24 protein-coding genes are annotated in these 26,242 nt (G+C 40.4%); 15 read left to right on the plus strand and 9 right to left on the minus strand.

Annotated features, from left to right (window positions below):
- Positions 1 to 269: 269 nt before the first annotated feature.
- The gene (gene ampE / locus ABWV72_RS17715; protein ID WP_303501359.1) at positions 270 to 1,094 is read right to left on the minus strand and encodes a beta-lactamase regulator AmpE; all 825 of its coding nucleotides are present in this window, start codon (positions 1,092 to 1,094) and stop codon (positions 270 to 272) included.
- A 72-nt stretch (positions 1,095 to 1,166) separates the two neighbouring features.
- A complete protein-coding gene (gene ampD, locus ABWV72_RS17720) occupies positions 1,167 to 1,742 on the minus strand; it encodes a 1,6-anhydro-N-acetylmuramyl-L-alanine amidase AmpD (RefSeq protein WP_342805001.1) in 576 nt (191 codons plus the stop codon).
- Between the two features lie 57 nt (positions 1,743 to 1,799).
- Here ampD and ABWV72_RS17725 point away from each other — a divergent pair, with 57 nt between their 5' ends.
- The 8 genes from ABWV72_RS17725 (at position 1,800) to yacG (ending at position 8,027) form a co-directional block, all read left to right on the plus strand.
- Complete coding sequence (locus ABWV72_RS17725; RefSeq protein WP_216047212.1) at positions 1,800 to 2,324, plus strand: retropepsin-like aspartic protease family protein; 525 nt, start codon at positions 1,800 to 1,802, stop codon at positions 2,322 to 2,324.
- 60 nt (positions 2,325 to 2,384) lie between these two features.
- Positions 2,385 to 3,224 carry a carboxylating nicotinate-nucleotide diphosphorylase gene (nadC, locus tag ABWV72_RS17730; RefSeq protein ID WP_353372132.1) on the plus strand — a complete coding sequence of 280 codons (840 nt, stop codon included), beginning with the start codon at positions 2,385 to 2,387 and terminating at the stop codon, positions 3,222 to 3,224.
- A 205-nt stretch (positions 3,225 to 3,429) separates the two neighbouring features.
- On the plus strand, positions 3,430 to 3,840 hold the full coding sequence (locus ABWV72_RS17735) for a pilin (RefSeq protein WP_342805003.1): 411 nt from the start codon (positions 3,430 to 3,432) through the stop codon (positions 3,838 to 3,840).
- An 81-nt stretch (positions 3,841 to 3,921) separates the two neighbouring features.
- Positions 3,922 to 5,130, plus strand: coding sequence for a type II secretion system F family protein (locus ABWV72_RS17740; RefSeq protein ID WP_353372134.1), 1,209 nt, complete (start codon positions 3,922 to 3,924; stop codon positions 5,128 to 5,130).
- A gap of 117 nt (positions 5,131 to 5,247) precedes the next feature.
- Positions 5,248 to 6,126 carry a prepilin peptidase gene (locus tag ABWV72_RS17745; RefSeq protein ID WP_353372136.1) on the plus strand — a complete coding sequence of 293 codons (879 nt, stop codon included), beginning with the start codon at positions 5,248 to 5,250 and terminating at the stop codon, positions 6,124 to 6,126.
- Positions 6,123 to 6,740, plus strand: a complete 618-nt coding sequence (coaE, locus tag ABWV72_RS17750; protein WP_216047217.1) for a dephospho-CoA kinase — start codon at positions 6,123 to 6,125, stop codon at positions 6,738 to 6,740. Before ABWV72_RS17745 ends, coaE begins: the two co-directional genes overlap by 4 nt.
- 285 nt (positions 6,741 to 7,025) lie before the next feature.
- Positions 7,026 to 7,778 (plus strand): cell division protein ZapD, encoded by a 753-nt coding sequence (zapD, locus tag ABWV72_RS17755; RefSeq protein ID WP_303501372.1) that lies wholly within the window; start codon positions 7,026 to 7,028, stop codon positions 7,776 to 7,778.
- A 15-nt stretch (positions 7,779 to 7,793) separates the two neighbouring features.
- On the plus strand, positions 7,794 to 8,027 hold the full coding sequence (gene yacG / locus ABWV72_RS17760; protein ID WP_353372139.1) for a DNA gyrase inhibitor YacG: 234 nt from the start codon (positions 7,794 to 7,796) through the stop codon (positions 8,025 to 8,027).
- Here yacG and recJ read toward each other — a convergent pair.
- The 7 genes from recJ to ABWV72_RS17795 all read right to left on the minus strand — a co-directional run bounded on the left by recJ (position 8,017) and on the right by ABWV72_RS17795 (position 17,043).
- Positions 8,017 to 9,744 (minus strand): single-stranded-DNA-specific exonuclease RecJ, encoded by a 1,728-nt coding sequence (recJ, locus tag ABWV72_RS17765; protein ID WP_353372141.1) that lies wholly within the window; start codon positions 9,742 to 9,744, stop codon positions 8,017 to 8,019. The two genes, yacG and recJ, sit on opposite strands and share 11 nt — an antisense overlap.
- 87 nt (positions 9,745 to 9,831) lie before the next feature.
- Positions 9,832 to 10,665, minus strand: coding sequence for a thioredoxin fold domain-containing protein (locus tag ABWV72_RS17770; protein WP_353372143.1), 834 nt, complete (start codon positions 10,663 to 10,665; stop codon positions 9,832 to 9,834).
- 225 nt (positions 10,666 to 10,890) lie between these two features.
- Entirely contained in the window at positions 10,891 to 11,796 is a 906-nt protein-coding gene (gene xerD / locus ABWV72_RS17775; protein WP_353372145.1) for a site-specific tyrosine recombinase XerD, read from the minus strand.
- Positions 11,797 to 11,818: 22 nt separating this feature from the next.
- Complete coding sequence (locus tag ABWV72_RS17780) at positions 11,819 to 14,509, minus strand: SEL1-like repeat protein (protein WP_353372147.1); 2,691 nt, start codon at positions 14,507 to 14,509, stop codon at positions 11,819 to 11,821.
- 1 nt (position 14,510) lies between these two features.
- Positions 14,511 to 15,365: a co-chaperone DjlA gene (djlA, locus tag ABWV72_RS17785; protein WP_216047224.1), complete on the minus strand. Its 855-nt coding sequence runs from the start codon at positions 15,363 to 15,365 to the stop codon at positions 14,511 to 14,513.
- A 2-nt stretch (positions 15,366 to 15,367) separates the two neighbouring features.
- Positions 15,368 to 16,033, minus strand: coding sequence for an N-acetylmuramate alpha-1-phosphate uridylyltransferase MurU (murU, locus tag ABWV72_RS17790; protein ID WP_342808310.1), 666 nt, complete (start codon positions 16,031 to 16,033; stop codon positions 15,368 to 15,370).
- An 8-nt stretch (positions 16,034 to 16,041) separates the two neighbouring features.
- Positions 16,042 to 17,043 (minus strand): aminoglycoside phosphotransferase family protein, encoded by a 1,002-nt coding sequence (locus ABWV72_RS17795; protein ID WP_353372149.1) that lies wholly within the window; start codon positions 17,041 to 17,043, stop codon positions 16,042 to 16,044.
- A 177-nt stretch (positions 17,044 to 17,220) separates the two neighbouring features.
- Between ABWV72_RS17795 and ABWV72_RS17800 the strand changes: the two genes are divergently transcribed.
- The 7 genes from ABWV72_RS17800 to ABWV72_RS17830 all read left to right on the plus strand — a co-directional run bounded on the left by ABWV72_RS17800 (position 17,221) and on the right by ABWV72_RS17830 (position 26,234).
- Positions 17,221 to 19,443 (plus strand): LPS-assembly protein LptD, encoded by a 2,223-nt coding sequence (locus ABWV72_RS17800; protein ID WP_342805011.1) that lies wholly within the window; start codon positions 17,221 to 17,223, stop codon positions 19,441 to 19,443.
- A gap of 61 nt (positions 19,444 to 19,504) precedes the next feature.
- On the plus strand, positions 19,505 to 20,806 hold the full coding sequence (gene surA / locus ABWV72_RS17805; protein ID WP_216047227.1) for a peptidylprolyl isomerase SurA: 1,302 nt from the start codon (positions 19,505 to 19,507) through the stop codon (positions 20,804 to 20,806).
- A 1-nt stretch (position 20,807) separates the two neighbouring features.
- Complete coding sequence (pdxA, locus tag ABWV72_RS17810; RefSeq protein WP_342805012.1) at positions 20,808 to 21,788, plus strand: 4-hydroxythreonine-4-phosphate dehydrogenase PdxA; 981 nt, start codon at positions 20,808 to 20,810, stop codon at positions 21,786 to 21,788.
- Positions 21,785 to 22,588 carry a 16S rRNA (adenine(1518)-N(6)/adenine(1519)-N(6))-dimethyltransferase RsmA gene (rsmA, locus tag ABWV72_RS17815; RefSeq protein ID WP_353372152.1) on the plus strand — a complete coding sequence of 268 codons (804 nt, stop codon included), beginning with the start codon at positions 21,785 to 21,787 and terminating at the stop codon, positions 22,586 to 22,588. Before pdxA ends, rsmA begins: the two co-directional genes overlap by 4 nt.
- Positions 22,589 to 22,594: 6 nt before the next feature.
- The gene (gene apaG / locus ABWV72_RS17820; RefSeq protein ID WP_216047230.1) at positions 22,595 to 22,969 is read left to right on the plus strand and encodes a Co2+/Mg2+ efflux facilitator ApaG/CorD; all 375 of its coding nucleotides are present in this window, start codon (positions 22,595 to 22,597) and stop codon (positions 22,967 to 22,969) included.
- Positions 22,970 to 22,996: 27 nt separating this feature from the next.
- Complete coding sequence (locus ABWV72_RS17825; protein ID WP_342805015.1) at positions 22,997 to 23,812, plus strand: symmetrical bis(5'-nucleosyl)-tetraphosphatase; 816 nt, start codon at positions 22,997 to 22,999, stop codon at positions 23,810 to 23,812.
- A 397-nt stretch (positions 23,813 to 24,209) separates the two neighbouring features.
- Positions 24,210 to 26,234 (plus strand): methyl-accepting chemotaxis protein, encoded by a 2,025-nt coding sequence (locus ABWV72_RS17830; RefSeq protein WP_216047232.1) that lies wholly within the window; start codon positions 24,210 to 24,212, stop codon positions 26,232 to 26,234.
- Positions 26,235 to 26,242: the final 8 nt, after the last annotated feature.

Raw genomic sequence — 26,242 nt, forward strand, 5'->3', positions numbered from 1 at the left:
AAAAAATGTTAGGACCTGCCATATTTTTAGGACTCGCCATAGTGTTAATTAGCAAAAAACTTAGTTTGCTACACCCCACACTGCAAATTGGTAAGACCATTTTACCTAATAGGTTAGACTAGTTATTTAATTACGTAAACCTTTTACCTAAAAAACTTGTTCAATGATTCTGTTAATTAAATTCGAAAATTGTTAAACAACGTATTTTTAAAGGCCTTTAAAGCGAGGTCAGACCATTACATTCAATGATAGCATTTAGGGTGTTTAATTTACCTCAACCAACCAGAAAGCGATAACACTGATATTAAGACCACTAAAAACATCACATTTCGTTTGGCTAAACGCACCAAAGTGCAAGGCTCTTCAGTATAGTCCTCTTTGTTAATATCGACTTCTTCTGCGGCGTCGGCGACTTTGCATAAAAGTTCTTTTGCCGAAACATTAAGGTCAAATAAATACTTCAACCAAATTGGCAATGCGCGAGAAAAGTGCCCCATTAATAATAAACCTAAAGCGGTAATTCTTGCAGGTAGCCAATCAAGAATAGCCATTAATTGTTGGGCTATGCTTAATTCATTTTGAAACTCTGTTTTGTAAGCATGAGTTGTGCTTCTTGCCAAAACATACATAACCGCACCCGCAGGGCCAAGCAACGCGAACCAAATAATCACCGCCGCATAATGTTGATAGTTCAACCATACCAATTCTTGGCCAAATGAGCCTGGGCTGTCTCCACTGTGGCCCAACTGATCGGCATACATAGTACAAGCCTGAAAATCACCTCGATTAGCCGCTTGCAGATAACATTTGTACACATCTCGCAAATTGGGACAGCCTATACATACCATCAAAATCGCGGTATCAAGAATGAGTCTAATCAAAGCGTTATCAACGCTATTGATTAATATTAGAAGGATTAGCGCAGGAAGAATAACCACCGCTAAAAAACTGGCAGTGGACATATCTTCAGAAAAGATATTTTTTCTCATTAAAAAACGTTGATAAAGGCCATTATAGAAACTCTCTCGCCAATACTTGGTTTGAGTGGCTACACGTTCTGCCATCAAAACCACAATCAAGCTAATTAATGTCATGTAACTTCCTTCTATTTATTATATTCATTATAAAAAAGTGTTTGCTGCAAAAAAGCGCTGCAGGCCTCGGCCTTATATGCTCTTGCTGAAACTAATCTGTTGCCTAAAGCCTGGCCAATCAAAACTCACCCCAGGATCAGTTTTACGTCCTGGAGCAATATCATTATGGCCGACGATTCTACCTATAGTAATTAATGGGTATTTTTCAACAATAACGTTAGTGACTTGAACCAATGCTGCATATTGCTGTTCACTATATGCGGTATTATCTGTCCCTTCCAACTCAATGCCAATTGAAAAATCATTGCATCTGGTACGACCTTGAAAGGACGAAACACCAGCATGCCAAGCGCGTTCTTCGAATCCTACAAATTGGATAATTTGACCGTCTCGTCGAATCAACAAATGAGATGACACCCGCATCTGATATATTTGTTCAAATATAGGATGGCTGTGAGGCTGAAGTTTTCCAGCAAAAAAATCTAAAATATGCGGGCCGCCGAATTCACCGGGAGGCAATGATATATTGTGGATTACCAATAGACTGATATCATGGTCCGCTGGTCTGCAATCAAAATGCTCACATTCAGAACGTTGAACCGAATCTAGCCAACCCGCGTTTATTTGCAATCTGGTGTCTGAGACCATATATAAAAATAGCCGTTAATATATAAGCGATAAAGAAGCAGCATAGCAGGGTATAGAATGGAACAAAATCAATCACCAGCGGAAAACTCCACTAAAATAGGAAAATGGATGTTTTTTGCGTTTTGGATAGTCGGTCTGTTGCTGCTATCGCTATTTTTTGGTGATCGTTTAGAAAAACAAAAAAATCCAAATCAAAATCCGCAAAGTCAGCTAAACAACGGTGCCGCTGAAGTTAAGCTCAAGCGCAATCGTATGGGCCATTATGTAGCCAGTGGCCTGATTAATGGACAACCTGTTACCTTTTTATTAGATACAGGCGCAACCAATGTATCTGTTCCAGCTCATTTGGCCAATGAATTAGGTTTAGTCGGTGGAGCTAGATACTCCGTTTCAACCGCTAACGGCAATGTGACTGTAGCGCAAACTAACATCCAACAACTCGACTTAGGCTCGATCCGAATAAACGACGTTCGTGCCAGTATCAACCCCGGTATGTTAAGTGATGAAATTCTGTTAGGTATGAGTGTACTCAAACAGTTGGAATTTACTCAACGTGGAGATTGGTTAATACTGCGACATTAACAATATTAAATAGATTACCTCTTGGCTAATCTGCGATTACTTTACTTGTGTGACTTATATATGAATCAAAACTCGATAATAAAAGATGTTGAGCAAGCGCTTGACGAGGATTTAAATGGCTTAGGCCCAATAGATGGAGACATTACCGCGGCATTAATTAGTAATGATGTGATGGTAAAAGCATCTATTCTAACCCGAGAAGACTGCACAATATGCGGTATACAATGGGCAACTGAAACATTCAGACAAGTAAATCCTGAAATCAAAGTCAATTGGTTAGTGGCGGATGGCGATTTATGTAAAGCCAATCAAATATTTTGCGAACTCGCTGGCTCGGCGCGCTCCATATTGACTGCAGAGCGCACCGCCCTCAATTTTTTACAGACATTATCTGGAACTGCAACCACGGCGAATGCCTACGTTGATTTACTCGCGGGTAGCGGTATCACCTTATTAGACACTCGCAAAACTATACCAGGCATGCGCTTGGCACAGAAATATGCGGTAAAATGCGGTGGTGCCGAAAATCATCGTATTGGTTTATTTGATGCTTTCCTTATAAAAGAAAACCACATATTGGCGTGCGGCTCTATTGCCAACGCAGTTAAACAAGCACGCCAAAATATGCCGCAAGCCAAGGTGGAAGTGGAAGTGGAAAGCCTCGAAGAGCTGCAACAGGCGATAGATGCAAGGGCAGATATTGTGATGTTGGATAATTTTGATCACGAAATGCTTAGTCAAGCAGTATTGATCAATCAAAAAACAGTGAAATTGGAAGTTTCGGGCAATATAACCGAAGAAAAATTGCATAATTTGCGGGGAATAGGTATAGATTTTGTGTCATCAGGGGCTTTAACCAAGGATGTCAAATCAATTGATTTATCTCTTAGAATCAATTAGTTAACTATTTATAGACGGCAAAATTGTTTGATGAAAGAGACTTGAGTATATTTCTGCATACTTGTCAGTAACGGATCTCGTTCTATACTGATTATGAATTCAACGAGGACGCCATCAAACGCAAACGTAGTTGTGGCAACAAACAACTTAACTAATTATTTTACAGTAACTTAAATCGCACTCAATGGTGCAGGAGATAAATACCATGAAAATGACTCAAATGACTAACAACAAAGGTTTTACACTAATTGAATTGATGATCGTTGTAGCGATTATCGGTATTCTTGCAGCCATCGCATTACCTGCTTACCAAGGGTACACGCAAAAAGCGAAGTTTACTGAAGTAACTAATGCGACAGCAGCAGCGAAATCAGCGGTTGAAGTATGTGCACAGGTTAACAATGCATTGACTGATTGTGACGGTGGTTCAAATGGTATCCCAGCTAACGTAACAGTATCTGCAGCAGAAGTAGGTTTGACTACTACTGACGGTACTATCGTAACTGAAGGTAAGACTGGTAGTGATTTGGCAGGTAAAACCTATACTTTAACTGCTGCATATGCGGCTGGCAAGGTAACTTGGACTCCAACTTGTAGTGATACTACTCTTTGTTAATACTTAGCTAAGAAAATAATATTTAAAGCCCAGGTTAACTGGGCTTTTTCGTCTAAACAGATAGATAAATAGGGTTTAACGATGGCTAAAACAGCAGAAATGTATACCTGGGTTGGAGTCGACAAAAAAGGCAACAGTCGTAAAGGCGAGATCAGTGCTATTTCGTTGTCGGAAGCGAAAAACATGCTACGCCGCCAAGGTGTTTCTGCCACTAAAGTTAAGAAACTCGCCAAGCCACTATTTGGTAGAAAAGACAAAGTTTCCGCTCAAGATATTTGTGTGTTATCTCGACAAATCGCCACCATGCTTGGGGCGGGTGTTACATTAATTCAAACCATCGACATGATCGCCCAAGGTCATGCAAAACAAAGCATGCGCCGAATGCTTACCGAGATTGCCAATGAAGTCAAAGCCGGCAATCCGCTATCAAGTGCGCTGCGCAAACATCCTGATCAATTTGAAGACCTATATTGTGATTTGGTTGAAACCGGTGAACAATCCGGTGCCTTAGAAACAATCTATGATCGAATCGCGACTTATAAAGAAAAAGCCGAAGCGTTAAAATCGAAAATCAAAAAAGCCATGTTCTATCCAATTGCGGTAGTAGTAGTCGCCTTTATTGTAACCACTATCCTATTGATATTTGTAGTACCGCAGTTTCAAGAAATATTCAGTAGCTTTGGAGCTGAATTACCCGCCTTTACCTTATTTGTATTAGCTATTTCCCAATTTGTGCAAGATTTTGGCATTTTCATCGCGGCGGGCACAGCGATTGCTGCGGTTTTATTTATGCGGGCCCACAAAAAGTCAAAAAACTTACAAGATAAAGTGGATATGCTAATTCTCAAAATACCCATTATTGGTGAAATTTTAAAAAAAGCCTCAATCGCTCGATTTACCCGTACACTTGCAACCACCTTTGCTGCTGGTGTGCCTTTGATTGGCGCATTGGACTCAGCCGCTGGCGCTTCGGGCAATGCAGTTTTTCGGGATGCTATATTATTTATTAAGCGGGAAGTTGCTGGCGGTATGCAAATGAACACCGCGATGCGCGCAACAGGCGTGTTTCCAGACATGGTGACGCAAATGATTGCCATCGGTGAAGAGTCTGGGGCAGTGGATGATATGCTCAGTAAAATTGCTACTATTTACGAAGCCGAAGTAGATGACATGGTTGACGGCTTAACCAGTTTGTTAGAGCCGATGATTATGGCTGTTTTAGGGGTGGTCATTGGTGGTTTGATTGTCGCTATGTATTTACCAATCTTCCAAATGGGTAACGTGGTTTAGCAAAAGCCAGACTCACGTTATATAATTCGTATTATGATTGCTAGAAAGGTTTCTACCTAAAGACTTTTCTGGCAAGCTTAAACAAAATGATTTTTCATAATAATAAAGTGCCTATATATGCCTGCGATGTTTGAGCTCTTAGCCGATTCACCCCTATTTTTTGTTAGTTTTGTCTTTGTCGTCAGTTTATTGGTAGGCAGTTTTTTAAATGTGGTTATTTACCGCTTGCCGGTAATGATGGAAAGAGGTTGGAAACAAGAGTATCAACAATATTTCCAGCCAGAATCAGCAGAACAAGCCTCTTCAGAAACGTTCAATTTAATTAAACCTGACTCAACTTGCCCTAAGTGCCAACATAAAATAAGAGCTTGGGAGAATATTCCAGTGATTAGCTGGCTTTTTCTTAAGGGAAAATGCAGTCAGTGCAAAAATCCAATTTCATTTCGCTACCCTGCCGTTGAGTTGCTGACTGCTTTAGCCAGCATGGCAATAGCCTGGCATTTTGGTTTCGGATGGCAAGCCGCCGCCGCAGTGTTACTGACTTGGTGCCTGATTGCGTTAATTTTTATTGATCTCGATAAAATGTTGTTACCGGATCAAATTACCCTGCCAGTTTTATGGTTAGGTCTAGTATTCAGTACCACGGGCTTATTTGTAAGTCCTATCGACGCCATAATTGGAGCGGCAGCAGGTTACCTAAGTCTGTGGAGTGTTTACTGGCTGTTTAAGTTACTCACAGGCAAAGAAGGAATGGGTTACGGTGATTTTAAATTGCTCGCAGCCTTAGGTGCTTGGGTGGGTTGGCAATACCTTCCGATCATCATATTACTTTCATCTTTTGTTGGTGCAATTATAGGAATTAGCTATTTATTGATCAAAGGAAAAGATAAAGGCAGCCATATTCCTTTTGGTCCGTACTTGGCGATTGCCGGTTGGCTGACGTTAATTTATGGCAAAGATATAGCTAACTGGTATTGGAGTTGGGCAATAGCATGAGTGATTACGTAGTTGGATTGACTGGCGGAATTGGCAGTGGCAAAACCGCCGTTTCAGATTTATTTGCTGATTTAGGCATCGATGTAATAGACGCTGATGTGTTGGCCCGTCAAGTGGTTGAACTAGGTAGTCCGGCTTTGCATTTGATTGCGCAAAAATTTGGGAAAGATTCGCTTTTAAGTGACGGAAATCTAAACCGCCAATATATTCGAGAGATAGTATTTTCTGATCCCTTATTGAAAACTTGGTTAGATAACCTACTGCATCCATTAATTCGCCAAAATATGCAACGTCAATTAAAACAGGCTAAGTCTCCATATTGTATCCTTGCCGTTCCCTTGTTGATCGAAAATAACATGATGGCAATGGTCAATCGGGTTTTGGTGGTCGATGTTAGTGAAGACATTCAGTTGCAACGGGCAGCAAACCGAGACCAACAGTCTCAACAGCAAATTAAAAACATAATGGCTAACCAAGTCTCTCGTAAGGTGCGGTTAAAGCATGCCGACGATGTAATCGATAATAATGGCCCAGTTGATAATTTAACAAACCAAGTAAGCCAATTGCACAAGCAATATTTATTGCAAGCGAACAATCAACTGGCCTTGATTTAAACAAATAAAACATTGACGGTACTGTGTATTAAAAACCAAATATTGACTCAGACCAATTTTGTTATGTTATTCTTCTAACTGCTGCTTTACCAATTGACCCCCAAATTATCTAATGGCGCTAATGTGACTTGATGGCAACTTTATTATCTTGGGGTTGAAATCTGATGCGTTTTGCGGTGTAGTTCCGGTTATAATAATCATTCAATAGTCAGTTCTAACTATTTGATTTACTATTTTTAAGAACATTAAATCTTCCGTCTGCGTATAATTTCTTTAGGATAATCAATGTCATTAGCTGTTTATGAGTTTCCATTAAACGAAAAAGTCAGGACCTATTTGCGTCTTGAACAGTTGTTTATACAACTCAAACAAAGCGCACAAGCCCAAGAAGATTGGCAGTTTATGAGTTTTTTTGAGGCCCTATTCACTTTACTTGATCTTTTAGAACGACTGGATATTCGTAGTGACATTCTAAAAGACATCGAAGTTCACGAAAAAAACTTAGTATTTTGGTCGCAACATCCAAAGATTGATTCAGAAGCATTGCAAGCTGCGTTACAAAAAATACTTCGCCTTCGAGACCAACTCAAACACTCTAAAAAAGTCGGAGCGAGTTTAAAAGAAGACAAATTTTTAAGCTCGATAAGACAACGTTTTTCCATTCCAGGTGGTACCTGCAGCTTCGATTTACCCAATTTACACTATTGGATCAAACAACCGTTGGATTTAATTCGTAGCGATATTAATAATTGGTTATCGGAATTCGATTTGATCAACGAAGCTATCGATATTACTTTAGCCTTTTTGCGAGAAAGAGGCCGATTTACCGCTATTACCGCAGAAAATGGTTTTTACCAAGGCATCGCTGATGACAAAAGTGAATTAATACGCATTCAGAGTCTTACCGATGAGGGCTACTACCCAATGTTGAGTGGTAACAAATACCGCTATGCAATCCGATTTATGTTATTTACAGCCAATGAAAATGGCAGTACTCAAGTCAATGAGTCAGTTCAGTTTAATATTGCCAGTTGTTAGGAGTTTAACGTTACGATGGAAGTATCCTGCCCCACTTGTGCAAAAAAAGTAGAATGGAATGAAAAAAGTCTGTTCCGACCATTTTGTTGTAAGCGCTGCCAACTGATTGATTTGGGCGAGTGGTCGAATGAAGAAAAAGTTATTGCAACTGAAAACCCAAATAATAATGATGCAAATACCTCACTTCCTGATATTGAAGACATAGAGGCGATGTTGGCTCAGCAGAATCAAGACTTTTTTAAAGAATAGGCTCTAATGCTTCTACCATCAGTTGCAAACTAACTCGTCCTCTAAACTCATTGATATCCAACTTGTAAGCAATGTGAATTTGCTTGCAACTAGGGTTGGGCCAAAGCTGCGGATCAATATTAAACGCAATTGCATCCACTAATACGCCCGATTCTGCCTTCAACATTAGTTTGAGGTGTTTACCGCCCAATAACTTTTGATCTACTGGCGTAAAAATGCCATCAAAAATAGGCTCAGGAAAGCCCTGTCCCCATGGACCTGAGTCTTTAAGTTGTTGCGCAAATTCAAGTGAGAATTCTTGATGAGAGAGCTCACCATCACTTAATATCTGCCCACTTAAATCACGATCTTTTAAAAGTTCGTGGCTAACTTGCTCAAAAACACGCTTAAATGCAGCAAACTTGTCAGCATGAATGGTTAAGCCTGCGGCCATAGCATGACCACCAAATTTGACTATCACATCGGGATAGCGACTGTTGATCTCTTCTAATAAATCGCGAATATGCAGACCAGCGATTGATCTTGCTGACCCTTTGAGAGTGTGATCGTCTTGATGGGCGAAGGCGATAGTTGGACGATTGTATTTTTCTTTGATTTTACCTGCAACAATACCAATAACCCCCTGATGGAAGTCAGCTTGATAAACAATAATCCCATTTTTAGTTTGATCGCCATCAATCGCTAACGTTTCTAAACTGGCTAACGCTTGGTCTTGCATGGACTGCTGAATTTCTCTGCGCTCTCGATTTAATGAGTCGAGCTCCACGGCCATTTGACGGGCTTTGCTATGGTCTGCAGCTAACAGACATTCTATTCCCAAAGACATATCATCTAGCCTACCCGCCGCATTGAGTCGTGGACCGAGTACAAATCCCAAATCACTGGACACCATTCTTTCGGGACTTTTACCAGCAACTTCCACTAAAGCTTTGATACCGGGTCGACATTTACCACTACGAATTCGTTGCAGTCCTTGATAAACCAACACACGATTATTACTGTCTAACGGCACCACATCAGCAACTGTTCCCAAAGCGACAATATCTAAAAACTCAGCTAGATTGGGTTCCGGAATGGCTTTTTTGTCAAACCACTGGGTTTGTTTAAGGTGATTTCTCAGGGCTAACATCAAATAAAATGCCACCCCAACACCTGCCAAATTTTTCGATAAAAACTCACAACCAGGTTGATTAGGATTCACGATCGCGTCAGCTTGAGGTAAACGGTCTGCAGCTAAATGGTGGTCGGTGACCAGCACTTTTATCCCCAGTTCTTTGGCCTTATCTACACCATCAAAACAGGCTATGCCATTATCGACAGTGATAATCAGTTGCGCACCTTGTTGATGAGCCACTTGTACTATTTCTGGACTTAGACCGTAACCAAAATCAAATCGATTAGGTACTAGGTAAGAATGTCCACTGGCACCCATTTTAGCCAAGCACAACATTGTCAACGCGGTACTGGTGGCTCCATCGGCATCGAAATCTCCAACGATGATAATTTTTAACTGTTTTTCAAGCGCTTCACTCAGCACCTGAACCGCAGCATCCATTCCTGAAAGGTGTTGATAATGTAATAACGCTTTAGCACGTTTATCTAACTGACTCGCATCTTCTATTCCGCGACTAGCAAAAATTTGTCGAATAATAGGCTGGGAAATATGTGATAAGTGGGAGTCAGATACGGTTTCGCGACGGACAATTTTGGCAGACATATGATATCGTTTTTTGAGGTGAGCAGAGTGACACTGGAAAATAAAAGGCTCAAAACAGTTTATGTTTCGAGCCCAAATTTCTTCAACTTATATTTGCGATAATTTCTCTAGTAACGCATCTGCAGGCATGTAGCCACCAACCAATGAACCATCGGGTAAGATGATATTTGGGGTACCATTGACGCCGATACGAGTTCCAAATGCATATTCATCAGCAACTTTGTTACTACAAGTGCTGCCATCAACATCAGCCCCTGTTTTTGCCGCGGTTAGTGCACCTTGTTTATCATCAGCACACCATACTGCAACCATATCGTAATAAGTTTGGGTATTAAGACCACCTCGAGGAAATGCTAAATAACGAACGGTAATCCCTTTGTCATTGTAATCGTCAATTTCACGATGCAGTTTACGGCAATAACCGCAAGTAATATCAGTGAAGACGTTAATCACATACTTTTCATCTTTTGCCTTGAATTCAATGACGTCTTCATCAGAAAAATCAGAAATACCTTCTATACGCAATTCAGCTAATTTTACATCAGTTTCGTTACGCATTCCGGCATCGACATTGAAAATTCGACCACTTACTAGGTATTTACCGTTTTCACTGGCATAAAATAGACCTTGATTGGTCGACACCTGAGCTAAGTTAGGCACTGGCGAATCACCAATAGCCAACACTTTAAGGCCCAAAACACTTTCTAATTTTTGTTTAGTCTTGGCGTAGTCTGGACTACCCACATCTGCTTTTAGTTTTGACCCTACTTTGGGAGTAGTGTCAGCCTGATCTTTGACCATCACTTTTGCAGTATCAAGGTTAGCAGAAGCGCTTTCTTTGTCTGTCATCATTGCATAAGCTGATACGGCAACAACACACAAGGTCACCAAAATTACGGGTGGTTTTATCCAGTTTTTCATTTACCTTCCTATTAATTAACAATTATTAACGGTGTTACTAATTGTTAGACCTGCGAAATGAGTAATAAATTGCATCTAATCAGTTAATTTTACCTTTCAATATTGTTCGTTAGTTTATAACGAATGCGACGCCAATCCAATCAAACCTAAACTTACATAGGCATATATTTTCAGGTTTTCTAATAAAATCATGTTTCTGGAAAGCAAACATTACAGATTAACTAATTAGCCTCTAGGATGGTGCTCTTCCACCAGCATTTGCAATCTTTGTGTGGCCACATGTGTATAGATTTGGGTTGTCGATAAATCGCTGTGACCTAACAGCATTTGCACTACTCGTAAGTCAGCCCCATGATTGAGCAAGTGGGTAGCAAACGCATGGCGTAACGTATGCGGAGACAAATGGGTTTGAATACCAGCAACAAGGGCATAGTGTTTTATCCTGTGCCAAAAAGTTTGCCTTGTCATCATCACACCACGGTTACTTGGGAAGACAATATCCGATTCGGTTTTTAACAAGTTTCCACGCGCTAATTTTATAAATCTCAATAACCATTCAATAGCTTCTTCGCCAAGGGGCACTAATCGTTCTTTATTACCTTTACCAGTGACTCTTATTACCCCTTGTTGCAACCCCATTTGTTCCATTCGCAATGATACTAATTCGGATACACGCAGACCTGTGGCATACAAAACCTCCAACATGGCCTTATCTCTAAACTCAATTGGATTATCTATATTGGGCGCATTGAGTAAATCATCTACCTGCTCTTCACTCAGGGTTTTAGGCAGTGATTGCGGTAACTTAGGATTGCGCATTTGTGCAATAGGGTCATCGTCTCGTAACTTCGATTGCAACAGGTAAATATTGAACATCCGCAAACTACTTAGAAAACGCGCGATACTGCGCTCAGACATGCCTAAATCGTATTGGTGGGCTAAGTATTGGTCTAAATCAGATTTGCTAAAGTGGCTAAGTTCAAAGTCAGCTAAGTGTTTTTCAGCAAAAATAACGAACTTCAATAAGTCGGAACGATAGGCATTTAAGGTATGCTCACTGAGCCCTTTTTCTATCCAAATAGAATCAATAAAGGTCTCGACTAATGCTAAATGATCATCTTGTACTGCCAATTTACTGCTCCTTAAGCATCATTTAACGCAAATTCTTCAGCATCAATTTAGCTTCTTTTGAGCCTTGTTCTACCGCTTTTTTGAGCCATATTTTGGCCTTTTTAGGATCAGATTTAGTCCCAAGACCTTGTATATAAGCTTTGGCGGTTGCCACCATCCCTTCTACCGATCCCCATTTAGCACTTTGTTCATAATAAACCGTGGACAAAACGAGATCTTTTTTAAGACCTTTTTCGGTCTCATGCAATTGCGCTAATCCGAAAGCGGCATCGGGATTTTGCATCGCATAGGCAATAATGTAATAGGATTCTGATTTTTGTGGATCTGCAGCAACCACCTCGCCACTGGCGTATATATAACCGAGTTCAACAAGGGCATTTTGATTATTTTTTGCAGCGCTTTGTTCAAATAATTTTAGGCCTTTATCAATATTTTGTTCACGGCCTTCGCCATAAAAATAACAATATCCAACATCATACAAAACATGCTCAACACCAAACTCAACCGCTTTTTCATAATAATCACAGGCTTGTTTGTAATCGGACTCCCCTAACTCCCCAAAATAGTAAATATCCGCTAAGTTCTCCGCGGCATAACCATTTCGTTGACTGACGGACTTTTGATACCACTCGACGGCGGCCTTAAGGTCTTTCTCTACACCATTTCCGTATCGCAACGACGTGGCGTAATTGTTCTGTCCGGTAGAATTGCCTCCGTTGGCTGAAAATTGGTAAAAACTCGCCGCTTTTTCATAATCCACCGCCACACTTTCGCCATGCTCATACATATAACCTAAATTCGCAGCGGCTCGAAAACTTCCGTGATTGACAGCTTGTACATAATACTCAATCGATTGAGACATGCTTTTCTCAACAAGCTCACCTTCACGATAAATAATACCCAATTCAAACATCGCGTCTTTGTCGCCTAAACTCGCTGCTTGTTTAAAGCGATTAATTCCTTGCGCTATATCCTGGTAATGATCAATCTCAATAAATGCCAAACCATAGGCACAACTGGCCACTTCGTTAGCATTACTTTCAGGATCATCAATGACTTGCTTATAAAATTGGGTAGCTAAATCATAATTGCGGATTTCCACCTCATCGGCATACAGATCACCTAAGCGGCAACCGGCCAAGTGAAACCCCGCGTCCATCGATTTTTGAAAGTATTCAATTGCTTGTGACAAGTCTCTGCTAACCCCTCGAGCAAAGCGATATGCAAGAGCCACATTATAGAGTGCGTTGGGATCACCTTGCTCTGCTGCTTGTTGATACCAATAAAAAGCTTTATCTCGATCTTTAGCCAAACCAAAGTGAGAAAACGTATATAAAATCCCATAATCTAATTGTGCACTGGCATAACCTTGCTCGGCCAGTTGCGCGATAATGGCTAATCCAGCGTCGCTATCTTGCTGATTATTCCAACCACCTTTCAATAAAATATGTGCATAATCTAATTTTGCTCGAGGATATCTTTCACCTAAACGCTGAAGCAAATACGTTAGCTTTTGATTAACTAATGGGGTTATCAAACCAAAGGTGGTGTTATAACGATTGATAGCATTTCGCCAATAGCTAAAATACTCATCATTCAAATTATCTAATAATAAATCGAATAATGGACCGTTATTAGGTTGATTTAAAAAGCCGTCTAACCAAGCATTAGTTGCCTCTTGGGCCCCTAAATTTTTGACATTATATCGATATAGCTGTGCCGCTTCGCTCACCTCAAAAGGGTCTTGGGTTGACAACATATACTGTCCAAAGACCGCGCTAGCATCAACAAATCCATTTTCAGAATAGGTGAGTAAGTCATCAATTCTAAATTCGAGTTCATCGGTGTTTTGGGTATGTAAGTAAGCGTAAGCTAACGCAACAGAGGCTACCGCGCCTAGATTGTCGGAACTTTCCAATGACTGAATAACCAACTCTGGGTGATCATTTCTAAGCCAATTGCCAAATTGCCAAAGAAAAGCCGCTACGCTTCCAGTCTGAAAACGGCTTTCCATTTGAATTTTAGCGAGCTGTTTGCTTTTTCCATTTTGCGGGATCAGAAGATTACGTTGGCGCGCGAAAAACTCAGTATTCTCTACGTAGTACACTGAGTATTTAGAATTTAGCGTATCCATTGTATGTACTTTGTATACGACTTGATTCGCTAGACGAACCATTTCCATATCGAATACGCTGATACCAACCCAATTAAAAATAATTTGAGCTTCGTAAAGGTCCCTAATTTTAATTGCTTGTTGCGGCGTTTCGCCGTTTCCGGATTGCAGTAAAAGACCTGAAATGAGGTCGATTTTGTGTTTAATTTGCTGGCTTTTCTCGTCATTTGAAGCCATATCTGCACAATGAAGCGCAACCCGATAAGCCATTAAACTGGTATTATTTAACGCCAAAGTATCGTCGATGATTTGCTGATGTGCTTGACTGCAAAAATCGGCTTCAGGCCAAGAATTCAAGCTCTCTAACAGGGTTGTGTAGGGTGTGACAACCGAATCAACATCAGCGATGAAAAACTGGTTTATTTGCTGCAACCAATATTTTGTATCCGCATCCATATTAGAAGTATCAAAATCCAAGACAATGGGCGGTTGAATATCTTGAGACTGTTCCTTTGTCGTAGTTGCACATCCTGTCAACCCTCCACCAATTAACAAGATGGAAGATAAAATACTCAACAAATATACCCTATTTTGTTTCATATCATTTGAACCCTTTGACTTGTTTAACCAAATCATATGCTGATTGAATATCTTGGGCCTTATTTTTTGCGATCTCAATAGCTTGTTTCGGTAAACCTTTGGAAACTAATTTATCCGGATGGTATTCGGTCATAAGTTTACGATAAGCCTTTTTGATAGTCTTGCCATCATCACTTTCTTTCACCCCTAAAATCTTATACGCATCTTGAAGCGATTGCTGTTGCGAATAGTGAGGTTGTTGCGAGTGTGAGCGCCCGCGGTTGCCGTTGCCGCGTCCTTGACCGCTACGAAAGCGAATTTCCGCTTCGTACATGGAAAGTAAATACAGAAATTCATGCTCTTTGAATCCCAAATGACGAGCGGCCTTTTCCAACAAATGCTGCTCTTTTTTATCTAATTTTCCATCAACAAAAGCGGCTTGGATAAGAATTTCTAAAAACACCTGCAATACATCGCGTCTGCCATGGCAAGAAGCTTTAAATTCGCGCAACACTTCATCCACAGGGAAATCATTTGCTTTACCTTCACGAAAAGCTTGCTGCGCTTCTTTACGAGTATCGCCCTGCAGATTCATTTGGTCCATCAAAGCGGTTGCCATGCGTATTTCCGAATCAGTTACCTGACCGTCTGCTTTGGCTATGTGTCCCATCAGGGAAAACAAAGCATGAAAAAATATGGCTTGGGACTTCAGCTCATCTTGACTGGTAAAAAAGCGGCTGAACCCTCCCATTTGATTAAAATCGCGACTGTACCCCTTATCAAAAAAGTGACCTATTATAAATCCAATCACAGCTCCAATTGGGCCACGGAACATAAACCCAAACACAGTTCCTAATACTTTTCCCCAAATCGGCATTGTTAACCTTCCATCTTATTAATTTGTTCTAAACGTTGCGGAGTACCTATATCAAACCAAATGCCTGTATGGTGCTGACCAGTAAGTTGACCTTTTTCTGCTAAATCAAAAAGTAGTGGTGCCAATGGTGATTTTCGCCCATCAAGATTAGCGAACAAACCGACATCATAAACAGCTATTCCACTGAAGGTGAATTGATTTTGTGGCTGACGCACGACTTTGTGGTCAATTAAATTAAAGTCGCCCTTTAGATTATGTGGGGGGTTATTAACTAAAACCAAATGCCCTTTGCTGCCATCTAACTCATTAGGTAGGCAACTAAACTCAAAATCTGAATAAATATCAGCATTTATAACGGTAAAGTAACGTTGCTGTTGTAAACACGACTTCAGCAGTGGCAAGGCATTGATAATTCCACCAGCGGTTTCTAGTGCGCTGGTTTCTGCTGAATAATGAATCTGCAGGTTGTAACGCTCACCATTCCCCAAAAATGCGACTATTTGCTCTCCAAGCCAAGCATGATTTATCACCACATGTTGAAAACCAGCTAAGGCCAACTTTTCCAAATGCAATTCAATTAATGCTTTACCTTTTACAGTTAACAGTGGTTTAGGTGTGGTATCCGTGAGGGGGCGCATTCGCTCTCCCCGCCCGGCAGCCAAAATCATTGCTACTTTCACTTAGTCAACTCCAATAATTTGGGTTTAATGGTGTTTTCTATTAATCCAACCAAGTCTGCTAATGCTGGATAATTTGCCCCCACTTCAAGAATATAATCTAAGGTTCGTGGAATGTGTGACAGATAGCCATCTTTGCCATCACGATGAAAAAGCCGACAGAATATCCCGCTAGCCTTGAGGTGTCGCTGAATTCCAGTGAGATCAAACCAATAGGTAAAATCTTGCCATTGATATTGAGAATAAAATTGTTGGTGAAAGTGGCGCAGTAACAATTCAACCTGATCTGGTGGCCATTTTTGATAACAATCTCTCAATAACGAAACTGCATCATAAGTAATTGGGCCGATTACCGCATCTTGAAAATCAATGACACCAATATCGCCGTTGGCTAATAACATCAAGTTTCTACTATGAAAATCTCTGTGTACGCCTGCTTGTGGTTGAGATTTGAATGCTTGATGCAAAAATTCATAGGATTTATCGACGCTATCCATTTGGCTTTTTGTTAGCTTGATGTTTAAATGCACCTCAATTAGCCAATGGGTAAAGATGTACTTTTCTTTCCGCAACAATTCGTCGTCATAAAATGGTAAAGATTGTCCATTTGCAACGACACAAGACTGAATTGCAGGAATTTGATTAAGGGCATTGGTGTATAACACCTGCATGGTATCCGGATTTAATGCTTGACTGAATTGCTCATCACCAAAATCTTGTAAGCAATAAAAACCAAGTTCAGGATTATGCGCTAACACTTTTGGTACTATGACATGATGTTGAAAATAGGCATTGGCAAGATTAACAAATTTTGAACTGTCTTCGTATTCTGGCGGTGCATCTACGGCAATGATTGAGGTATGACTCAATTCATCCCAAAAGCGAAAATAGCGACGAAAACTTGCATCGCCAAAAATCATTTCTATTTTCTGACATCTAAACTCTGTGGAAGAATTTATCCATTGTAACAATGCCTTCTTGGTTTGCACTATTTGTGTCACGTTTTACCTCATATTTGTGGTATAAATATAGCCAATGCGAAAGCATAATAGATCAAAGGAAATCCATTGTGGTGTATTTTTTGGGAAGTTTATTGGTAAATCATGTTCAAGCACTTAAAATTTACACTTTTAATGTCGATTATCGACCTCTACACGGCAATTTAACTTAGACCCTGTATGCAAATTAACCAGATCACTTCTTTACTCCTGACCTGCGCTGTCGGGAGTGTTGCAGCTCAAGTTCAGCCAACCTCCTCCTGTGCAATTAGTACCGAGGATTTTGTTGCTGACCAAACTATTTCAGCCGATCAGATAAGAGTTAAGGCCAATCGTGCCCAAATCAACCAAAATCGCTACGCCACTTTCGAAGGCGATATCACCATTGATAATGAAAAAGCTCGAATTCTGGCCGACAACGCAACAATAGACAAAGACAAAACGGAATTGAAAGCCTCGGGGGATGTTAGCTACAACGATGATTTGATGGTAGTGCAAAGTCGCGACGTTAGATTGAATACCACCTCCGGTCAGTTATCAATGAATGATACTAAATACCACCTCCGCCAATTTGGTGGCAGAGGTTCTGCGGGTGTCATAGATATCGATCAGCAAGTGGGATTAGAATTAACTGACGTGAGTTATACCACCTGCCCTGAGGGTTCTGAGGACTGGAAAATAAATGCCAGCAGCATCAAAATTGAAGAGGATGCACTTTGGGGAGAAGCGGTAAACACAGTTTTTTACTTGAAAGATATTCCTGTTTTTTATTTACCCTATTTCGTTTTTCCAGTCTCAGATCAGCGTCAAACCGGATTGTTGTTTCCCGAAATCACCACTTCGAGCACCACAGGTTTAGATTATGAGCAACCGTTTTATTGGAATATTGCGGAAAATTACGATGCGACTTTGACTCCTCGCTTGATGACAGACTTAGGGTTGATGTTAAAAACTGAATTCAGGTACCTAACTGATAATAGCAACGGACAAATAAATATTGAATATTTGGACGATGACAAAAGCACAAGTGACAGTGACGCTAGATATTTTTATCGATTACTGAACTCCACCAGCATTGGCGATAATTGGAACCTAAATATTGATTACAACGCGTTGAGCGATGATAACTATATCGTCGACTTTGGTTCAGATTTTTACAATCGCGCAGATACTCACTTGTATCAAACAATGGCGTTAAACTACTACAGTGATAACTTAGATTTTTCCCTTAGTTTCAGAGATTTTGAAATAATAGGCGACCATCCGACAAATTATCGTGCAATGCCCGAATTGAAGTTAAACTATCAAACAGATATGTTTGCCGGCTTGGAATTTCGCATTACTTCAGAATTAGCCTATTTTGAGAACCAACAATCTGACTTACCGCAAGCAACAAGATTGCATTTTGCGCCCAGCCTGGCCTTACCGTTACGTGCTCATTGGGGCGAATTTTTAGCAGAAGCTACCTTGTTTAACACCTATTATCGCCAAGATAATATCGAAGGAACCGAGCTTGCAGAGCGCACTAACCGCTCATTAGCCCAAGGGCGTTTATTTGGTGCGTTACATTTCGAAAAAGATATTGAGTGGTTTGACAATGAATTGCGGCAAACATTAGAACCAAAAATTCAGTACTTGTATACTAGTTACGAAGACCAAAACCAAATAGGATTGTATGACACAACTCGCTTACTGAATGACTTTAATGGTTTGTTCCGTGGACAAGAATTTACAGGTCTCGACAGAATTAGTGACAACAATCAGGTAACGGTAGGTTTAACCACTAGAATTTTAGATGAAAATAGTCGGGAACAATTTGCCCTTAGTTTAGGTCAAATTTTCTATCTCAAAGATAACCGTGTTGTCGCGGCCAGCAAAGATGAAGATAAATCTGCGTTGGCATCTGAGTTGGATTGGCAAATTGGCAGTAAATGGTTTGCACATTCAGAAATACAGATTGCGACTAAAACTGATAAGGTAGAGCGCAGCAGTATTTCATTGGAATATCAATTAAGCGAAGATAAAATATTTCAATTGAATCACAGGTTTGTGCGTAATTTATCGGGCGAAAAAATTGATCAAATGGGGCTCACTGCGAGCTGGCCATTAGCAAAAAATTGGCATTGGGTCGGTAGATGGTATAAAGATTTAAACACTCAACGTACCATCGAAACATACACTGGTATTCAGTACGAATCTTGTTGTTGGGCAATTAGCATTGTTGGACAAAGGTACTTAAGTAACCGATATGATGACAGTGGATTAGAAGATACACAGGAATTTGAGACCAGTGTTAATTTGAAATTTAGCTTTAAATTCACCGGTGGTGAAGCACGAACGAGTCGCCGAGATATGCTCGAAGATGGTCTTTTTGGTTATCGCCAATCTTACCTGATAAATTAATAACAGATATAATGTCCAAATTGAGGGCATTTTCACAACGTTTTGAGTAAAAGTAATAAACATGAAATTATTAGTCGTCGCTATAGCTTTAACCACACTTCTTACCTTTCAAAGTGTGGCACAACAGGTTTCGTTAGATAAAGTAGCCGTTATTGTCGATCAAGGTGTCATTTTAGAAAGTGAAATAGATGCATTGGTAGAACAAGTGAAACGCAATGCAGAAACCAATAATCAAACTTTACCGTCAGACCGTGCTCTGCGCACGCAAGCTATTGAAAAATTAGTCACTGATAACTTACAAACTCAAATGGCTGAAAAAATGGGGATACAAATCAGTGATCCTCAACTTGATCAAACCATTGCCGGCATTGCGTCAAATAACAATTTGTCGATGGAGCAGTTTAGAGCAGCTATTGCCAAAGATGGTATTCCTTTTGAAGTCTATCGTGAAGACATCCGCAAAGAGCTGATTACCCAAGAAGTTAGACGTGCAAATGTACGCAGAAGAGTTTATATCACACCACAAGAAATCGAAAACCTAGTCAAGTTAATTGATGAACAAGGCGCAGAACAGGCGGAATACAACTTAGGGCACATTTTGATTGGATTTCCTCCTCAGCCTACAGACGAAGACATTGCAAAAGCGAAATCAACCGCAGATAAAGTACTGGAGTTACTCAACAGTGGCTCTGACTTCACACGGATTGCGATAGCCTCTTCTTCTGGTTCAAAAGCACTAGAAGGCGGTGACTTAGGTTGGATGAACATCAACTCTATGCCAACACTTTTCGCTGAAGCGGTTCAAGATAAAGGCAAAGATGAAATAGTTGGGCCGATTCGAAGTGGTGCAGGGTTCCATATCTTAAAAGTAAAAGATTTACGTGGAATCGAAGTTGTCAAAGTACAAGAGGTCAACGCTAGACATATTCTAATCAAACCTTCAGTAATCTTAAGTGACGAAAAAGCGAAACAAAAATTAGAAGAGTATCGTAAACAAATCATCGCCGGTGATGCTACATTTGAAGAGCTTGCTAAAGAACATTCAGCAGATCCTGGCTCAGCGATTAAAGGCGGTGAACTAGGATGGAACGATCCAAATATATACGTTCCAGCATTTAGAGATGCTTTAGCTAATTTAGAAGCAGATGAAATTGGTCAACCTTTCCGCTCTTCACACGGCTGGCACTTAGTACAAATGATTGGTAAACGTGTTGACGATGCGACCGATAAACGTAAAGAAGACAAAGCTTATCAGCTTATCTTTAATCGTAAATTTTCTGAAGAAACGGATGCTTGGTTAAGGGAAATGCGCGACGCTGCTTACATAGAAGTGTTAGACCCTTCAAATGAATTAGGAAGTTAAATTGCCTTTCAAGATTGCGATCACGCCAGGTGAACCTGCCGGAGTAGGGCCAGATCTGATTATTCAGCTGGCTCAAAATAAATGGGATGCCCAATTAGTTGTTTTTGCTGACCGTACGATGTTAACCGAACGTGCGGCTATGCTTAACCTACCTTTGACTTTGCTCGACTACAAAAGCGATGTAGTCCAAGTGCAAGCACCTGGTCAACTGTACATCATCGATATCCCGACCAAATCTAAAGTCGTGGCGGGGCAATTGGACGCCAAAAATGGTTTATACGTTGTAGAAACATTGCGCCAAGCTTGTGCTAAAAATATGAACCAAGAGTTTGACGCGGTAGTAACAGGTCCAGTAAACAAAGGCATCATCAATGAGGCCGGTATTTCATTTAGTGGACATACAGAGTATTTTGCTAGTCAATCAAACACCCAAGACGTAGTTATGATGCTATCTACTGAGGGGCTGAGAGTAGTATTGGCTACCACTCATATCCCATTAGCCTATGTAGCAAAAGCAATCACTCGAGAAAGACTGCATAAAGTATTACACATTGTGCACACTGATATGAAGCTCAAGTTTGGGATACCCACTCCACATATTTTTGTTTGTGGATTAAATCCCCACGCTGGTGAAGATGGGCATCTAGGACGCGAAGAAATAGATATTATTATTCCAGCGTTAGATGAATTACGCGAACAAGGACTTAAAATCACCGGCCCATTGCCAGCAGATACAATGTTTCAAGAAAAGTACATGCAGCAAGCAGACGTTATTTTAACCATGTTTCATGACCAAGGCTTACCCGTATTGAAATACAAAGGGTTTGGCAAATCAGTTAACACCACCTTGGGTCTCCCCTTCATTCGCACATCTGTTGACCATGGCACTGCTTTAGATTTAGCTGGAACAGGTGAAGCAAACTCTGGAAGTTTTGAGTGTGCGATTAATGACGCGTTAAAATTGGCAGTAAAACGTATATGAGTAAACAACACTTAGGCCACACCGCACGTAAGCGCTTTGGGCAAAACTTTCTACATGATGCTTACATTATTGATCAGATTGTTTCGGCAATTCATCCCCAAGAGGGAGAGAACTTAGTTGAAATAGGTCCTGGATTGGCGGCACTTACTGAACCTGTGTGTGAGCACATCAGCAAACTCAATGTAGTCGAACTAGACCGAGATTTGGCAAACCGACTCAGATCACATCCATTTATTTCGAAAAAATTGAATGTGATCGAGGCTGATGCACTTAAATTTGATTTCTCCGAATTATGTGATGAGCAAAATCCACTGCGTGTTTTTGGGAACTTGCCCTATAACATATCAACTCCTCTAATGTTTCATCTCTTCTCTTTTGCCAACAAAATCAAAGATATGCACTTTATGTTGCAAAAAGAAGTAGTGAATAGATTAGCGGCTAAGGCCGGTGAAAAAAACTATGGCAGATTGTCTGTTATGGCGCAATATCACTGCCAAGTTATTCCCGTTTTACATGTACCGCCTAGCGCTTTCAATCCTCCTCCGAAGGTCGATTCGGCTGTGGTACGACTGTTACCTCATACCCAAAAACCGGTTGAGGTCATCGAACAGAAAATGCTAAACCAAGTGTGCGCTCAAGCATTTAACCAGCGCAGAAAAACCATCCGTAATAGTTTAAAAAAATTAATTGAAGAAAAACAGCTTGAAGACCTAGGTATCAATCCTGAGTTAAGAGCAGAAAACCTAAGTCTTGCAGACTTCGCAACCGTGGCCAACTTCCTTTCTCAACAAGAGTCTTAAAAAATAATGGATGCTAATGATATTTGCATTGATGTGCACACTCAATATCTTGAAGATAGATTTCCTGAAACCGAGGAAAAATATGCGTTTGCGTACAAAATAACGATCACTAATAACAGTAAAGATGAAGTTACCCTACTAAATCGCTACTGGTTAATTACTGATGGAAATGGGGATATATCGGAAGTTTCAGGCAAAGGTGTTGTCGGAGAACAACCGGTAATAAAACCAGGCGAACATTATCAATACACCAGCGGTGCTATTTTAGACACGCCAGTGGGCACTATGCAAGGGCACTACGAATTTAAAGATGCACAGAATGAATTGGTTAAAGTACCTATAGACGTATTTAGATTAGCTGATTCAAACGTTCTTAATTAATAGTCAAACAGGCTCTTCGCAAAACTTATGTCTAATTACGTAGTTGGTGATATTCAAGGTTGTTACTCTGGTCTTCGGCAACTGCTTGATAAAGTAAAGTTTGACCCTGCCAATGACAAACTTTGGGCGGTAGGCGATCTTGTTGCTAGAGGACCCGACTCTCTTGACACCTTAATGTTTCTCAACTCTCTTGGTGAAGCATTCGATACGGTTTTAGGCAATCACGACTTACATTTCCTTGCGATTTTAGGACAATTAAAAGTAGCTAAGCGGAGTGACTTTTTAGGTCCCCTACTACGCTCTGACAAAGCACAGGAACTCGCTAACTGGTTAAGAACAAAACCATTGGCCTTGCGCATCAATAAAGAGACATTAATAAGTCATGCCGGTTTATATCCTGAGTGGTCTTTTAAAAAAGCTGTAGAGTTAAGTGATGAGGTTTCTGCTGTTCTCGCCGGTCCTGACTACTTACATATGCTAGCATCTATGTATGGCGCTGAACCAAATCGTTGGAATGAGCAATTATTGGGCATGGATAGACTAAGGTTTATCATCAATGCTTTTACTCGTATGCGCTATCTTAAAAAACTTAACACCTTAGAATTTGAAGCTAAGTGCGCGCCTAACAAATTCAACACATCATTAAAACCTTGGTTTGCAGTAGATAATCAAAAACTCAAAAAAAGTCAGCGTGTTATTTTTGGACATTGGGCAACGTTAATGGGACAAACCCAATCGAAACAATTTATCGGTTTAGACACAGGCTTCGTATGGGGAAACACCATGACATTATATTGTCTGGAGAGCGAACAAAGAATTAGTGTTCAAAATACAAATCGTTAACTCTGCCGACTCATGCACAAATTTCCTTTCTAAAGAATCATATACAAATGTCGATAATTTAAGACAGCATCAGATTTAGTTAATAACATGGAGTTTGGTTGAGATATCAATATCTTTGCAAAGGCTTTTAAGCCGCCGATGACTGGCGAGAATACCAAACTCAACAACAAAAAAAGTGTGCAGATTATACTTAATAATCATTTGATGTACGTATCAAATCATTTAGTCATTATGTTTGTGGAAAACCAGTGATAAACTGATTTTACTTGTTAAAAAGTTGTGTAACTAAATTTATGACATTTCTGTCAAAATTTGACACACTTAATGCAGAATTGTTAACAATTTGATCTTCACGAATATTAGAATAAAAAGATCAATAAAACAGAGGAATTACTAAATGAAAATATCAGTCGCAATGAGGGTAATAGGCGGATTTACGCTTATTTCTGTTTTACTACTGGTGATAGGTGTTTCCTCGCTATTTAATTTTAATTCGATTGATTCTGCAACTGATGAAGTAAACACCTTAGCCATCCCCACTTTAAACGCCAGTAATCAACTTAAAATTTCGTTTCTAAATATGGGTAGACTGACGGTTGCTGGTTATTACGAAACCAATTCCGAAGCCTTAAACACACAACTAGAAAATTTGCGTACAAGTGAATCTAATTTCCAAAACGAAGTGACGATGATCAAAGGTAAAGTCAGTAAAGACCCAATTTTTAGTCAAGCATTGCAAAACGTAGAAGGCATTTACCAACAATATACTAGCAATGTCAGTAATATGTTTGAAAGCCGAAAAGCCTATTTAGACGAAGGGGCAAGACTTGGCGATATCGTAGAAAGTGTTGAAGACAATTCAGATGACTCTTCCATGTTATTGCTAGATTTTGCTGATTTAGATAGTGTGCAATCCAACGCTCAATTAAGCGAAGCTGCTGAGATTGGCAGTAAATTAGAAACCTCATTATTATCACTTCTAACGGTGAGTGCAGATTATATCAAAACCGAAAATTTGGTTCGCGCCGACACTATTGGTAATGAAGTAGAGTTAGTCATAGGCCAAATTTCAGACCAGTTAGCAGAAATGCAATCACTAGCAGGAAACCGAGATGACAGCGGCACTATGCAAGAAATCACCAACCTGGTTAATTCTGTTATTAGCTCAGTCACTGCTTCAGACGGTTTACTTAACACCCAAGTCACTCGATTAAACAGTCAGTTAGCGGCATCTGAGGCGTTAGCGTCTTCAGAAGAAAATATTCAGCAAGCAATTGCAGAATTAGATGCGCTGCTGAAAGTAGCTGAAGAAAAAACCAACGAGATGAAAGATCAAGTTGCAAATCGTGTGGCCCTGGGTACAACTGTGATTATTGTGCTAATAATCGTTTCTGCCGTTTTAGCAGCATGGATAGGATGGGCCAGCGTAAGAGCCATAACAGTGCCACTTAGAAAGGTCAATGAAGTTCTACATGTCGTCTCTTCAGGTGACTTAACCCGCAAGTTAGACGATAGTTCAGATGACGAATTTGGAGAATTGGCCACCAGCGTCAACAACCTAATCGATAGCCTAAAAACGTTAATCACTGGAATAAGTACACGCGCATCTCAATTGGCCGCAGCATCAGAAGAAACGTCGACAGTGACCGCACAAACCACGCACTCGATTCAGAATCAGAAATCTCAAGTTGCTCAAGTGGCCGCAGCAACCACAGAAATGCACAGCACATCTCAAATGGTTACGCAAAGCGCTGAAGATACCTTGAATCAAATTCGCCATGCCGATGTTGAAGCTGAAAAAGTAAAAGGTATTTCGTTAAACAATAAAATGACCATTGAAAAGCTTGCAGTTGATGTCGACGATGCTGCCAATGTAATTAATAAACTTCATCAAGATAGCGCGAGCATAGGTGGTATCTTAGACGTAATTCGCGGTGTAGCTGACCAAACTAACCTACTAGCATTGAACGCGGCGATAGAGGCAGCTAGAGCCGGAGAGCATGGTAGAGGTTTTGCGGTAGTGGCTGACGAAGTTCGTACGTTAGCGAGTCGTACGCAAAAGTCTACGCAAGAAATTAACGACATGATTGAAGTTCTGCAAGCAGGCGCTGAAAAAGCGGTGATGGTAATGAACCAAGGCAAAGAACAAACAACTGTCTGTGTAGAGGAAACAGAAAAAGCGACCCAAGCTCTTGATCTAATTACCGAAGCTGTGCATAGAGCACATGATGTAAGTAGCCAAATTGAGCAATCTGCTAGAGAACAGAACGTGGTATCTCAAGAAATTAGTGAGAAGCTGGAAAATATTGTTGGGATTGCTGAAGAAACCTCGATTGGCGCACAGCAAACCGCAGATTCAAGTGAAGAAGTTGCACGTTTAGCTGAAGAATTGCAGGCTTCTATTCAACAATTTAGAGTCTAAAATGGCAA

This window comes from Aliiglaciecola sp. NS0011-25 (assembly GCF_040370605.1).
Lineage (GTDB): Bacteria > Pseudomonadota > Gammaproteobacteria > Enterobacterales > Alteromonadaceae > Aliiglaciecola > Aliiglaciecola lipolytica_A.

Excerpts from the sequence above, each read along its gene's own strand:
- ABWV72_RS17830 (WP_216047232.1), top strand. The coding sequence starts at position 24,210 with ATGAAAATATCAGTCGCAATGAGGGTAATAGGCGGATTTACGCTTATT.
- ABWV72_RS17740 (WP_353372134.1), top strand. The coding sequence starts at position 3,922 with ATGGCTAAAACAGCAGAAATGTATACCTGGGTTGGAGTCGACAAAAAA.
- ABWV72_RS17725 (WP_216047212.1), top strand. The coding sequence starts at position 1,800 with ATGGAACAAAATCAATCACCAGCGGAAAACTCCACTAAAATAGGAAAA.
- ABWV72_RS17780 (WP_353372147.1), bottom strand. The coding sequence starts at position 14,509 with ATGAAACAAAATAGGGTATATTTGTTGAGTATTTTATCTTCCATCTTG.
- nadC (WP_353372132.1), top strand. The coding sequence starts at position 2,385 with ATGAATCAAAACTCGATAATAAAAGATGTTGAGCAAGCGCTTGACGAG.
- surA (WP_216047227.1), top strand. The coding sequence starts at position 19,505 with ATGAAATTATTAGTCGTCGCTATAGCTTTAACCACACTTCTTACCTTT.
- recJ (WP_353372141.1), bottom strand. The coding sequence starts at position 9,744 with ATGTCTGCCAAAATTGTCCGTCGCGAAACCGTATCTGACTCCCACTTA.
- murU (WP_342808310.1), bottom strand. The coding sequence starts at position 16,033 with ATGATTTTGGCTGCCGGGCGGGGAGAGCGAATGCGCCCCCTCACGGAT.
- ABWV72_RS17735 (WP_342805003.1), top strand. The coding sequence starts at position 3,430 with ATGAAAATGACTCAAATGACTAACAACAAAGGTTTTACACTAATTGAA.
- zapD (WP_303501372.1), top strand. The coding sequence starts at position 7,026 with ATGTCATTAGCTGTTTATGAGTTTCCATTAAACGAAAAAGTCAGGACC.
- rsmA (WP_353372152.1), top strand. The coding sequence starts at position 21,785 with ATGAGTAAACAACACTTAGGCCACACCGCACGTAAGCGCTTTGGGCAA.
- ABWV72_RS17800 (WP_342805011.1), top strand. The coding sequence starts at position 17,221 with ATGCAAATTAACCAGATCACTTCTTTACTCCTGACCTGCGCTGTCGGG.
- ampD (WP_342805001.1), bottom strand. The coding sequence starts at position 1,742 with ATGGTCTCAGACACCAGATTGCAAATAAACGCGGGTTGGCTAGATTCG.
- ABWV72_RS17770 (WP_353372143.1), bottom strand. The coding sequence starts at position 10,665 with ATGAAAAACTGGATAAAACCACCCGTAATTTTGGTGACCTTGTGTGTT.
- ABWV72_RS17745 (WP_353372136.1), top strand. The coding sequence starts at position 5,248 with ATGCCTGCGATGTTTGAGCTCTTAGCCGATTCACCCCTATTTTTTGTT.
- ABWV72_RS17825 (WP_342805015.1), top strand. The coding sequence starts at position 22,997 with ATGTCTAATTACGTAGTTGGTGATATTCAAGGTTGTTACTCTGGTCTT.
- djlA (WP_216047224.1), bottom strand. The coding sequence starts at position 15,365 with ATGCCGATTTGGGGAAAAGTATTAGGAACTGTGTTTGGGTTTATGTTC.
- ampE (WP_303501359.1), bottom strand. The coding sequence starts at position 1,094 with ATGACATTAATTAGCTTGATTGTGGTTTTGATGGCAGAACGTGTAGCC.
- yacG (WP_353372139.1), top strand. The coding sequence starts at position 7,794 with ATGGAAGTATCCTGCCCCACTTGTGCAAAAAAAGTAGAATGGAATGAA.
- apaG (WP_216047230.1), top strand. The coding sequence starts at position 22,595 with ATGGATGCTAATGATATTTGCATTGATGTGCACACTCAATATCTTGAA.
- coaE (WP_216047217.1), top strand. The coding sequence starts at position 6,123 with ATGAGTGATTACGTAGTTGGATTGACTGGCGGAATTGGCAGTGGCAAA.